Origin of the sequence: Priestia sp. GS2 (genome assembly GCF_036409025.1) — a bacterium.
Classification (GTDB): domain Bacteria; phylum Bacillota; class Bacilli; order Bacillales; family Bacillaceae_H; genus Priestia; species Priestia aryabhattai_A.
Map to the genome: position 1 here is coordinate 1,779,040 of NZ_JAZGJX010000001.1, position 11,508 is coordinate 1,790,547.

12 protein-coding genes are annotated in these 11,508 nt (G+C 37.7%); 4 read left to right on the plus strand and 8 right to left on the minus strand.

The window, feature by feature from the left end; translation table 11 throughout:
• Positions 1-95: 95 nt before the first annotated feature.
• Positions 96-1,679 carry an acyl-CoA synthetase MbcS gene (gene mbcS / locus V2145_RS09320; RefSeq protein WP_094910076.1) on the plus strand — a complete coding sequence of 528 codons (1,584 nt, stop codon included), beginning with the start codon at positions 96-98 and terminating at the stop codon, positions 1,677-1,679.
• A gap of 54 nt (positions 1,680-1,733) precedes the next feature.
• Here the strand turns inward: mbcS and V2145_RS09325 are convergent, their stop codons facing one another.
• Positions 1,734-2,696 (minus strand): VanW family protein, encoded by a 963-nt coding sequence (locus V2145_RS09325; RefSeq protein WP_094910075.1) that lies wholly within the window; start codon positions 2,694-2,696, stop codon positions 1,734-1,736.
• A 389-nt stretch (positions 2,697-3,085) separates the two neighbouring features.
• Between V2145_RS09325 and V2145_RS09330 the strand changes: the two genes are divergently transcribed.
• A complete protein-coding gene (locus V2145_RS09330) occupies positions 3,086-3,541 on the plus strand; it encodes a MarR family winged helix-turn-helix transcriptional regulator (protein ID WP_094910074.1) in 456 nt (151 codons plus the stop codon).
• 41 nt (positions 3,542-3,582) lie between these two features.
• On the opposite strand, the gene V2145_RS09335 is transcribed toward V2145_RS09330, so the two are convergent.
• Positions 3,583-5,094: a class I adenylate-forming enzyme family protein gene (locus V2145_RS09335; protein WP_131886738.1), complete on the minus strand. Its 1,512-nt coding sequence runs from the start codon at positions 5,092-5,094 to the stop codon at positions 3,583-3,585.
• A gap of 416 nt (positions 5,095-5,510) precedes the next feature.
• On the opposite strand from V2145_RS09335, the gene V2145_RS09340 reads away from it, so the two are divergent.
• Complete coding sequence (locus V2145_RS09340; protein ID WP_131886739.1) at positions 5,511-6,155, plus strand: SDR family oxidoreductase; 645 nt, start codon at positions 5,511-5,513, stop codon at positions 6,153-6,155.
• A gap of 26 nt (positions 6,156-6,181) precedes the next feature.
• On the opposite strand, the gene V2145_RS09345 is transcribed toward V2145_RS09340, so the two are convergent.
• The 3 genes from V2145_RS09345 to V2145_RS09355 form a co-directional block, all read right to left on the minus strand.
• The gene (locus V2145_RS09345; protein ID WP_330987614.1) at positions 6,182-6,799 is read right to left on the minus strand and encodes an NUDIX hydrolase; all 618 of its coding nucleotides are present in this window, start codon (positions 6,797-6,799) and stop codon (positions 6,182-6,184) included.
• 50 nt (positions 6,800-6,849) lie between these two features.
• Positions 6,850-7,686 (minus strand): cobalamin-binding protein, encoded by an 837-nt coding sequence (locus V2145_RS09350; protein WP_330987615.1) that lies wholly within the window; start codon positions 7,684-7,686, stop codon positions 6,850-6,852.
• Between the two features lie 301 nt (positions 7,687-7,987).
• Positions 7,988-8,434: a DUF6376 family protein gene (locus V2145_RS09355; protein ID WP_131886742.1), complete on the minus strand. Its 447-nt coding sequence runs from the start codon at positions 8,432-8,434 to the stop codon at positions 7,988-7,990.
• A 343-nt stretch (positions 8,435-8,777) separates the two neighbouring features.
• Between V2145_RS09355 and V2145_RS09360 the strand changes: the two genes are divergently transcribed.
• Positions 8,778-9,356, plus strand: coding sequence for an exonuclease domain-containing protein (locus V2145_RS09360; protein WP_247600289.1), 579 nt, complete (start codon positions 8,778-8,780; stop codon positions 9,354-9,356).
• An 8-nt stretch (positions 9,357-9,364) separates the two neighbouring features.
• Here the strand turns inward: V2145_RS09360 and V2145_RS09365 are convergent, their stop codons facing one another.
• Genes V2145_RS09365 through mug form a run of 3 tightly spaced genes read right to left on the minus strand, consistent with a single transcriptional unit; the run spans position 9,365 to position 11,480 of the window.
• On the minus strand, positions 9,365-10,057 hold the full coding sequence (locus V2145_RS09365; RefSeq protein WP_330987616.1) for a GNAT family N-acetyltransferase: 693 nt from the start codon (positions 10,055-10,057) through the stop codon (positions 9,365-9,367).
• 6 nt (positions 10,058-10,063) lie between these two features.
• Entirely contained in the window at positions 10,064-10,942 is an 879-nt protein-coding gene (locus V2145_RS09370) for a carbon-nitrogen hydrolase family protein (protein WP_131886744.1), read from the minus strand.
• A gap of 34 nt (positions 10,943-10,976) precedes the next feature.
• On the minus strand, positions 10,977-11,480 hold the full coding sequence (mug, locus tag V2145_RS09375) for a G/U mismatch-specific DNA glycosylase (RefSeq protein ID WP_094910066.1): 504 nt from the start codon (positions 11,478-11,480) through the stop codon (positions 10,977-10,979).
• Positions 11,481-11,508: the final 28 nt, after the last annotated feature.

The following is an 11,508-nucleotide window of genomic DNA, read 5'->3' on the forward strand; positions in this document are numbered from 1 at the left end:
AATTAGTAGTAACTACTAATAGTTAGTATTATAATAGAAGCTATAATGATGGAATGTCATTATAGACATTTTTTTATAGAAAAGGAGTCGTGGCGATGATTCGTTTAGAAGAACTAATTCCAAAAGAACGCTATAATTTAACGGAGGAATTCGAAAAACACGCATCTGACCACCTTGCGATTAAATGGCAAGATGCTGATGGTCATCGAGAGGAAATTACATATAACAATCTATTAAAACGAGCAAATAAAGCCGCAAATTCATTAACAAAACTCGGTTTAACAAAAGGCGATCACGTCTTAGTCATCATGCCCCGCTTAATTGATTCATATGTCATGTACTTAGCATGTTTAAAAGCAGGTATTGTCATTATTCCTTCTTCAGAAATGCTTCGAGCAAAAGATATCCAATATCGTTTACACCATGCCCAAGCAAAAGCGATTATTTCATATTCTCCATTTTGTCAAGAAGTAGACGAAGTAACAGACTTGCCTTCTTCTCTACAGCATAAAATTGTTCTGGGAGATGCAGTAACCTCTTGGACATCTCTAGAGCCTCTTATGGACTCAGCAAGCGATCAGTTTGAAGCCGCTGATACTAATAAAGATGATACGGCATTTTTACCTTACACATCAGGTACAACTGGCAATCCAAAAGGCGTCGTTCATACGCATGGCTGGGCATATGCTCACCTACGCTTAGCAGCACGCGAATGGCTAGATATTAAAAAAGGTGATATCGTTTGGGCAACTGCAGGCCCAGGCTGGCAGAAATGGGTTTGGAGTCCGTTTTTATCTGTTTTAGGTCAAGGAGCAACAGGAATTGTGTATAACGGCCGTTTCGAACCTGAGAAGTACTTATCGATTTTACAAGATGAACAAGTGAATGTGCTATGCTGTACACCGACCGAATACCGATTCATGGCAAAATCAGCAAGCTTAGATTCCTTTGATTTATCGCATATTCATAGCGCAGTATCAGCTGGTGAGCCGCTAAATGAAGAAGTAATGAACGTATTTAAACACCACTTTGGTATTCAAGTCCGTGATGGTTATGGCCAAACAGAAAATACGCTTTTAATTGGTACATTAAAAAATGTAGATATTAAGGTTGGTTCAATGGGTAAACCGATGCTTGAAGAATTTATTGAGATTATTGATGAAGACGGTCATCCATGCGCTCCTGGTGAAATTGGAGATATTGCGGTTCGTAAAGACCTCCCTTCACTTTTTAAACATTACTATAAAGACGAAGAACGTACAAAAAAAGCATTTCGTGGTAATTATTATCTAACGGGTGATCGTGCTTCTAAAGACGAAGATAACTACTATTGGTTCCAAGGCCGCAGCGATGATATTATTATTAGCTCTGGCTATACAATTGGACCTTTTGAAGTTGAAGATGCCTTGATTAAGCACTCCGCTGTGAAGGAATGCGCTGTAGTTGCAAGCCCCGATCCAGATCGTGGTAACGTAGTTAAAGCCTTTGTTGTATTAACTGACCCTACGTTAACTGCTGATGAATTATTAATTAAAGATTTACAAAATCATGTTAAGCACCTAACAGCACCTTATAAATATCCTCGACTAATTGAATTTGTATCTGACTTACCAAAAACAAATTCAGGTAAAATTCGTCGCGTTGAGCTGCGTGCTCGTGAGCAGCAAGTTACGCAATAAGCAACAAAAAAACCGAAGCAAATAGTGGCTTCGGTTTTTTTGTGTTTAGTTTACTTACAGGTAGCGCTGTGCAGTACGAACTTCAACTGTCAAAGTTCCTCCAGCAACGTTTGTATACGTCTTAATGATGATTGGATACGATTTATTGTTCATAAACTTAAAATCTGGTCCATTCCACGAAACAGTAGCATCTCTTCCTTTAGGAACGTATCCTACGTCTTTTGAATGATGAGAACGCGCAACGATTTGTACGCCAGCTTTATCTACAGCATTAAACAGCGTGGAAGATGTTTGACAGATACCTCCACCAATTCCCATCACTAATTCTTTGTTGATAATCTCAGGAGCTTGCTGATAGCCACGTTCTACGGTACGAGGCCCTACTACACTGTTATACGAAAAGTAATCACCAGGTCCTAAAATGGTATTATTAATTGCTTCAGCAGAGAGCTGAATATTTCGGTTTCTCCCCGTATCGCTAGGACGAAACTTTGTTGTGAAAGAAGCAATTGGCACTTCACTCACTCCTGCTGCTGCCTGCACGGAAACATTTGGTGGTGTCTCGTAAATAGGAACCGTGATTTCTAATTGGTTTGTGTTTAAATTTTGTAGACTCGTTACAAGTTCCTCTTCTTTTAAAACAATTCGATTTGAGCCTCCGATTAATGCTCCATTTCCATCTAACTTCATGCTTTGCATTGGTGTATCGATTCCTTTTGCTAACTCGGAAGCAAGTGCTTTTATCTCTTTATTGTATACTTCCTTATCCGCAAAGTTAACGGGTTTAAATTCTCGCATTAATGCACCAGTACGAGAATCCTTTAATTGGTACGTTAAGTCTTCTACTTTAATAACCGGCTCTTTCTTTTCTTTTTTCTCTACGGCTTTTTGTTCTTTTTCTTTTTCTGCTGCCGTAGCTGCCGCTTGTTGTGCAGAATGGTCCATATACATATCAAATGCAATATAACCGCTGACCAACGTGGCACTTGCTAAAAGTGCTGCTATAACCTTTTTCATGTAATTGTGATCCCCCCATATTTCGGTTTTACCTCAATATGTCTTTCTTTTAAAAATATGTATGTTTCACTATATTATATAAAAATATAGAAATATTCGTCTATCAAAAATAAATATTTTTAAGAAGAAAAGGAAAGACTGAGAAAAACCAGAATCATTTACACACCCCTTTTTTGAAACGAAACATCTGTCTGAAAGCGCTATTGATACTATCATAATAGCACGAAACAAATAATAATTTAACGAATTTTGGAAATTAACTTCAACTTTTTTTCTGTTTCAACTTCATGAAACTGTCACAAATAGAGACGGTCTTTCATTTATACAAAAGCTTTACGCATGTTATAATAATTAGTACAAACGTATGAATCTAGAGGAGGCTCCACAGATTGACGCAGTATAACAAAGAAAATGTGAAAGAACAGTTAGAAAGCATTGATCAAATTAAAGAGGCGCTAGTGAAGTATCGAAACACCGTAATCGGTGAAAAGTATGATTTACTTCCCTACCACCTTACACCTACAAAAGAGACAATCTTAAAAACTGTTTATGATAAAGAAAGTTGTATTGTTAGCGATATCACAAAAGTACTTGGTTTATCTCCCGGTGCTATTACTATTGTGTTAAATCAACTGGAAGATGAACAGCTGGTAACACGTATTTATAAAAAGAAGAATCGCCGCAGCGTTTGGATCGAGCTAACTGAAAAAGGAAAAAACGTTGTAGAAACGTTACAGAAAACGCGTACTGATTTTTGGGTTAACATTTTATCTAATCTGACAGATGAAGAGCGTTCACAATACATTCATATTATGCAGAAACTTTCAAAAACATTAAGCGAATAAACAAAAAAAGCGGTATAATCACCGCTTTTTTTGTTTATTTTTTAAGCATGAGCTAAAGCTAGCTCTTTTACTTTTTTCTTCATGATTTTTCCTACGCTGTTTTTAGGAAGAGAAGGTACAAATACGATCTCAGGAACTTTATAGGCTGTTAATCGTTCTTTGCAGTACTCTTTAACCTCAGTTTCTGTTATACCACATTCTTCTCTTACGACTGTATAGGCGTAAGGAACTTCTCCATATAAGGTATCGGGCATACCAACTAAAGCCGTTTCCAATACGTCATCAATGCCTAAAATCACATCTTCTACTTGGTCTGGATAAATATTGTCTCCGCCATATACAATTACGTCTTTGTAGCGACCGTCAATGTATAAGAATCCATCTTCATCTAGTTTTCCTGCATCCCCCATAGATAACCATCCGTCATGTAAAACGGCTTGTGTTGCCGCTTCATTTCCCCAGTATCCCTTAAAGATATACGGGCTTTTCACAAGGACTTCACCAATTTCTCCTGTTGCAACTGCCTCTCTTGTTTCAGGGTTAACTACTTTTACTTCAACACCTGAAATTGGTTTTCCAACAGAGTTTACTTTATCCCATCCCATTTGAGGCGCCCATGCGCTGATCACCCAAGCTTCTGTACTACCGTAACCTTGTGCTACCGTAACACCATGCTTTTCTAAATTACGAATAAGTGATTCAGGTACTTTTGTTCCACCTGATAAAGCTAGCTTCCACGGTAAGTTTTCACGAGGATTTTGCTCGAGCTCTTCTAATAAATACGTAAGAGCCGGTGGCAAAGCTAATAAGAGCGTAATATCCTCTTTTTCAATAACGTCTAAAATACGTGCCGGCTCGGTTTCTTCTGAACAAACCATTGTCACGCCGCTTTTAATGCAGTGAAACATGGAGTTCATTGAACTCATATGGAAAAATGGATGCACAAACAAATAGTGCATTTCAACATGAATTAAATCCTCTGTTCTTCCGCTTTCTAAGTATTTTCGAACGCCACCATGTGAAATCATGCAGCCTTTTGCGTTTCCTGTTGTACCTGACGTAAACATCATTAAAGCCGTATCTTCTTCAGTTACTTCATAGTTAATAAAAGGTTCTTTTGCTGAAAATTTATTGAATTGTTCATTAAACTTAGGTTCGCGCTCTAGCGTTACCGTAAAGTCCAGTTGATCAATTGCTTTAGCTCCTTCCACAACTGTTGAAAACTCTTGATGATGTAGAAGTGCTTTTAACTTTCCACTTTCAATAATGTGGTCTAATTCATAAGATGTCATATTTTCACTAAGCGGGCTGACAACAGCTCCAATTTTCACAATTGCCATCATAACAGTTGGATAAGCAGCGGTTGTACGAGCTAAAATTCCGACGCGATCTCCTTTTGTTACACCTTGACTTACTAAAAAGTTTGCAATTCGATTAATTTGATTAGAAAACATTTCATACGTATAGCGTTGTTCACCTTCTACTAATGCTTCTTTATGTGGTGATAACATCGCTCTCTCTGCAACTAGATGTTGAATCGTATTTGATTTCATCTTTATCTCTCCTTTACGTTTTCAACATAACCATTGAAAAAATGAATTAAAATAGTTTAATGACTAAAATATTAGTGACCCAAAGAATAATATCAAAAAAACATTAATTAGTAAAATTTCAATAGTCCTATATACTCTATTCTTATAGTTTAAAGACAAAAAAGGCACATTTTAGACCCTGAAACTTGGTATATCAAGAATGTAAGTGCTTTTAATAAAATTCCAATAAATACTAAAAATAGTTATAAAGATTTGATTTTTTTCCAATTATTAGGAATTTTATTGGATTGAAAATGGTTTTATTTTCTTATTTATGAATTTTATTTTATTTTTCTTTTAAATGTGTTTAAAGCATAACTTTTGAGTGCATAAGAATTCTATGAAACAATAAAGAAAGAATAGAAAGGAGAATGTACATGAAAGTTCTAGTTATTGGAGCAAATGGACAAATCGGTCAAAAGGTTGTAAATCTATTACATGCTAATGAACAACACACCGTACGTGCCATGGTTCGTAAGGAAGAACAGCTCGAGAAACTAAAAAGTGAGAAGATTGAGGCGGTCTATGCTAGCCTTGAAGGAACGGTAAAAGAATTAGAAGCAGCCATGAAAGGCTGCGATGCGGTCATCTTCACTGCTGGTTCAGGAGGTAGCACGGGATCTGACAAAACGTTGCTAATTGATTTAGATGGAGCAGCCAAATCGATTGAGGCGGCTGAAAATGTAGGAGTTAATCGTTTTATTATGGTAAGTGCCCTACAAGCTCATCATCGTGAAAACTGGAATGAAGATTTAAAGCCTTATTACGTAGCAAAACACTATGCTGACAAAATTCTAGAAGCAAGTAGTTTAGACTATACAATTATTCGACCAGGCGGATTAACGAACGACGCTGGTACGAATAAAGTAGAAGTTGCCACAAACTTAACGCGCGGCACCATTCCTCGTGAAGACGTAGCCAAAGTTGTGATTTCTAGCCTTACAGAAGAAGGAACCTACAAAAAAGCGTTTGACTTATTAGCAGGCGATAAAAGTATTGAGCAAGCGCTAAAAACATTATAAAAACAGGCGGTTGTGACCGCCTGTTTTTATTTGTTCAATAGCTGAATGAAGTGATGCAAAATCTTAGCAGTTAGCCCCCAAATGACACGATCTTTATAATAATAAAAATGCTCTTCCACCTTACGTGTTTGCCAATTATAATCTTCTCCTCCAATGATATCATCAAATGGGAAGGTTGAGTCAGGCTCTACTTTAAAATGAATATGATGAACTTTAGGTGGATTTTCTTTAAAGAACGAAATAGGTACGGTAAACACTTCCGCTACCTCAGAAGGATTTGGACGTAGTGGCAAATCATTTTTTAAAACCCCTATATACGGATAAATAATAGTTCCAAACTGTGACACGATATAATCTAACGGCTGAACATTTTCAACCGCTTTATTTTCAATGCCTAGTTCTTCTGTCGTTTCTCTTACTGCTGCATCTTTAGGTGTTAAATCGCTTTGCTCAATCTTGCCTCCTGGAAAACAAATCTCACCAGGCTGTCTACGTAAATGGTGCGCTCTTACTTCAAATAACACATGAAGCTCATCTTGTTTTTGAATAAGCGGAACCAAAACGGCAAACTGTAAAAATTCATCCGTGCCCAAAATATTTGGTTTTCGGTTAGTTAATGTTTCAAGAATTTCATTTAGCTTCAATGTACCACTCCCTTTTCTCTCTTTTTAGTAGTAACAGCATAGTTTGTTGATTAAGGCTTGTCAACATTTACACTCTTTACAACTGATAGTAGCACATCTTCATCTGCATCCTCTTTAAAAGTAGCAGGGTGAAGCAGCTTAGCTAACTTTTTAAGACCAACTAATAAGCGTGGAGACGGCCGGCAAAATAACGCCTCCTCTAAAATATGTATATCCGTTTCCGACAATCTTAATTCTTTCCAACCAGAACGTTTTTGAATTACTTTTTTATTGACGTTCTTTTCCGCTACTCCAACCCAGGCAAGGCATATCGCTTGAGGTTTTCTCTTTTTAACGACATCCCATGTTGTTTGAACGCTGGCTTCATTGTGATCTTCAAACAGATTTTTGGCTCCAGCAAGTGCGCTAATTTCAGTTAGCCAGTTTGAGCCACCTGGCGTAAACAAAGGTTTTGGCCACCATTCCCAATAAATGTTGGGCTTGTATGCGATACGATCAGATATTTCTTTATAGTACGTTATTTCTTCATCAAAACGTTTCACTACTTTTTCTGCATAATTGCCCACCCCAATTAAATTCCCTACAGTTAGAAGGTCTTTTCGAATATCATTTAAAGATTGAGGATTGAGGGTAATAAAAGAAAGGTTTCGCTTCTTTAATTCATTAATGTTGCGCTCCATTCCAGGAACACTTAGAGAAGCTAAGATTAAATCGGGCTTTAACTCTTCAAGCAGATCCATGTTAATAGACAAATCAGGACCCAACCTCGGTAATTTTTGAACATTGTTAGGCCAATCTGAATAATCATCAACTCCTACAAGTAGATGTTCGCATTGCAAATAACCAATAAGTTCGGTATTGCTTGGGCATAGAGATACAATTCGCATTTAAACGCCTCCTTATTAAAGTTCTTTATCTTTACAATACTAGAATTCTAGAAAAAAAGACAGCAGACATTGCGCTAGTTATTTCTCGAGAGAATTTTTGTAAAAAAGGTAATTTTTCATCGTTTTTTCACTTTTCTCTTATATAGTAAAGACAGTACTTTTTTTATAGATATGCCCCTTTTCACTCGTCTCTTGTAGACGAGCTTTTTTTGTTTTCTATCACTTTAAATAAAACGAAGCAAACACTGCTAACGCAGAAAAGGTATCGGGCTCAAATCCGATACCTTTTCCCTGTTCTACTTTATAATCCTAAATCTTCAATTTGCTTAACGATGCTTGAAATGTCTTGGATGGACTGAAATAGCTCCGTATTTTCAAGTACTGCAGGATCTAACTTTCCGCCTTCTATATTTTCTAAATACGTATTGATTCCGTCTAGAGCTTTTTCATTTTGCTCAAGTACCTGAGCGTGTAAATCTGCTGCTAATTCAGGAGCATTAAGTTCATTGAAGCTCTCAATTTCCCCTTTCATATCTTCTAGCTTTGTTTCAAATTCCGCTGCAGCATTTGAATCTGTAATGGCTTGTTGAGCTAATTCAGGTGCTTCTTCAGCAAAAGCTTTGGCCTCCTGCACATAGTCTGTCGCTTCGTTTACGTACGTAAGTGCATCATTTGCTCCTTCTAACATTGAACAGCCGCCTAATAAAAGCGATGTGCTGGCTAGGATTCCTATTAACCATTTTTTCATTTGTTTTCCTCCTAGAAATTTATTTTCAACCTTTAAAGGTAGAAACCAATAAAAAAACCATCTTCACAATGTTTTTTGTAAAGATGGTTAAAATGACCTTTACCAAAAACATTTGGCAAAGGTCTCGCTAACAATATCACATATTGCCAACAAAGCCGGAGAGATTCTCTCGGAGTGACGACCTTGCTGTAGCAGCTACTCCCCTTTGGGAATTCCGTATAAACTTCTACCATCATTCTACCCTATTTATAAGAAACGCGTCAATTTTCACGTAGGAATCGTTTTTCCATTTGAATAATCAATGGTAGAATAAGAGAATCATGATGATAAGGGAGAGAACGTCTTGTCTGGACAGTATAAAATACTCGCGTTTGTTGATATTGAAACAACCGGCTTAAGTCCCGCTAGTTGTGAAATGATTGAACTTGGAATTTTACTTTACAAATACGATGAACAGCTTCAAATCCTCACGGAGATAGACCGCTATAATGGATTCGAAATGCCGACATACCCAATTTATCCTCATATTACTAGGCTAACTGGGATTACAAATGAAATGGTGAAAGGTCAAAGGTTTGATGACCAAAAAGTAATTGAGCTATTTAAACAAGCTGATGGCATCATTGCGCATAATGCTTCTTTTGATCGTAGCTTTTTACTAAAGCGCTATTCCTTTTTACAAGACTGGAAATGGCACTGCTCAATGAGATCCGTAAAGTGGAAAGAATACGGGTTTATCAATAAAAAGCTAACAACGCTTCTAGATGCACATGGAATTTCTAGAGAAAATGCACACCGTGCGATGGATGATATAGAAGCAACTGCTTTCTTGCTACAAAAGATCAACCCAGAAGGTAATATATACTTAACCGAAGTTTTAAAGAAAGTCATGAGCAAACCAAAATCGGCTGTAAAACGATAAAAAGCATCTCATTTAGCTGAGATGCTTTTTTGTACCCAAAATGGATTTTTCCATTCCATTAGCGTTCCGTAGTTACAAGACTCTTCGTCTTCTAAATAGTTTTTTATCACTTTAAGCGGAGTTCGACCACAGCGCAGCAAAAATGTAATAACTGGATCTTGAATGGTACCTTTTAAGATTTCTTCGATATATTGCTCGGGCGTTAGCTTTCTTTGGTATTGATGGTAAGCAGGCATCCTGCCACCGCCTATTAATCTCTCTAGTTTTAAGTGAATAACATTGTCATACATGGCATTCATCATCCATTTCCCTAACCCTAGCTTACGGTAAGCAGGGGTTACACTAATGTCTACAACATATAATGAATTCCCATTTGGATCATGATTACGAATATAACCACTATCCGTAACGTCCTCCCACGTATGGTTTGGTGACTTAGGGTCAAACTGAACTAATAACCCAGTCATGCTTCCTGCCACTTTACCGTTTACTTCTATACACAATGCTCCCTCTGGAAATAAGGTAATGTGATTGGTAAGCTGCTCGATATTCCACCATAAATTAGGCGGAAACGGAGGTGGAAAACATTCTTGTTGTATAGCAATTAAATCTTGGAAATCAGCTTGGTGATAATTTCGTATGATGGCAGGAACAGGTTTTTTTTCATCAAATACAAAAAACTCTCTTCGGTACACATTCATCACTCCTTATCGCATCAAGACCTCTTCTTTTTCCCAATCGGTATACAAGTCCGTGCGGCGATCACGCCATGTTGTTACCGATCCGCTTTCTCGAACTTTATAGAGTAATTCCAAATCTAAGTCAGCTGTGACAATCATATCTTGATTAATTTCACCTTCAGCCATTAGCCCTTTAGGTGGAAACGGCACATCGTTTGGGGTAATGATTGCAGCTTGACCAAAGTTGGCACGCATAAAGTCGACGGTAGGAAGTGAACCTACTGTCCCAGAGTTTACTACGTAAACTTGGTTTTCGATTGCTCGTGCATGGCTTGTATAGCGTACGCGGTGGAACCCGTGACGATCATCCGTACATGATGGGCAGAATATTACATCCGCACCTTTCGCTTTTGCCATACGAACAATCTCAGGAAACTCAATATCATAGCAAGTAAGCAGCGCAACTTTTCCTTTTGTAGTTTCAAAAATCTGCAGGCTTTCCCCAGGCGTCATGTCCCACTCTTGTAGCTCTGTTGGCGTCATATGAAGCTTGGCTTGCTCACCTATACGGCCATCCGGGTAAAAGAGATGAGCTACATTATAAAGACGCCCTTCTCTTCTTATTACGTGTGTACCTGCAATAATATGAATGTTCATTTTAATAGCTAAGCTCATAAATAAAGAACGATACTGCTCGGTAAAGTCAGGTAAATCCTGGATTGTTAATGCTTGCCCTTGATGATTACCAATCGACATTAACTGTGTTGTAAAGAACTCTGGAAACATAACAAACTCTGCTCCAAATTCTTCTGCTGTTTTTACATAGTGCTCAACTTGATGAGCAAATTCCTCAAAGGATTGAATTGTATGAAGATGATATTGAACCGCTGATACTCGAAGTTTCATAGGTTCCTCCTTCCCAAACTTATTCGTCTTTTTTTTAGTAAAAAAAATCTGCTAACTCTCGATAAATAGCCACGATATCGTCTACTTTCATTCGCACTAAGCCGCTTGAGGAAGGGGCCACGAAGTCAACTGTTCCTTCGATAACTGAAACCTCTTGAATTCCCCAAGGAACGTTTCTACGTTTACTGTACTGCTCATAGACGCCTTTGCCAACAAAACAAACGACTTTTGGCTGATACGTACGAATTTTATGAGCAAGCTGCTTTCGTCCTTCTTCGTATTCTTCTTTGGTGATTTCTGCAGCAGCTTTTGTAGGACGATCCACAATATTTGTAAGGCCATAGCCAAGATTTAGTAAATCTACATCTTCTTCAGGCTTATAAAGTCGTGGCGTTAATCCAGACTTGTATAAAATGTTCCAAAATCGATTACGAGGATGTGCAAAGTGATAGCCTGTCTCACTTGATCGAATGCTAGGATTAAAACCCACAAATAGAATTCGTAAGTCTTTCTTAATGCAATCTTGTACTAAATCCATGCCGTACCTCCTAAAAAAATCATCCATC

Excerpts from the sequence above, each read along its gene's own strand:
- V2145_RS09350 (WP_330987615.1), bottom strand. The coding sequence starts at position 7,686 with ATGCGAATTGTATCTCTATGCCCAAGCAATACCGAACTTATTGGTTAT.
- V2145_RS09335 (WP_131886738.1), bottom strand. The coding sequence starts at position 5,094 with ATGAAATCAAATACGATTCAACATCTAGTTGCAGAGAGAGCGATGTTA.
- mug (WP_094910066.1), bottom strand. The coding sequence starts at position 11,480 with ATGGATTTAGTACAAGATTGCATTAAGAAAGACTTACGAATTCTATTT.
- V2145_RS09365 (WP_330987616.1), bottom strand. The coding sequence starts at position 10,057 with ATGAATGTGTACCGAAGAGAGTTTTTTGTATTTGATGAAAAAAAACCT.
- V2145_RS09340 (WP_131886739.1), top strand. The coding sequence starts at position 5,511 with ATGAAAGTTCTAGTTATTGGAGCAAATGGACAAATCGGTCAAAAGGTT.
- V2145_RS09325 (WP_094910075.1), bottom strand. The coding sequence starts at position 2,696 with ATGAAAAAGGTTATAGCAGCACTTTTAGCAAGTGCCACGTTGGTCAGC.
- V2145_RS09370 (WP_131886744.1), bottom strand. The coding sequence starts at position 10,942 with ATGAAACTTCGAGTATCAGCGGTTCAATATCATCTTCATACAATTCAA.
- mbcS (WP_094910076.1), top strand. The coding sequence starts at position 96 with ATGATTCGTTTAGAAGAACTAATTCCAAAAGAACGCTATAATTTAACG.
- V2145_RS09355 (WP_131886742.1), bottom strand. The coding sequence starts at position 8,434 with ATGAAAAAATGGTTAATAGGAATCCTAGCCAGCACATCGCTTTTATTA.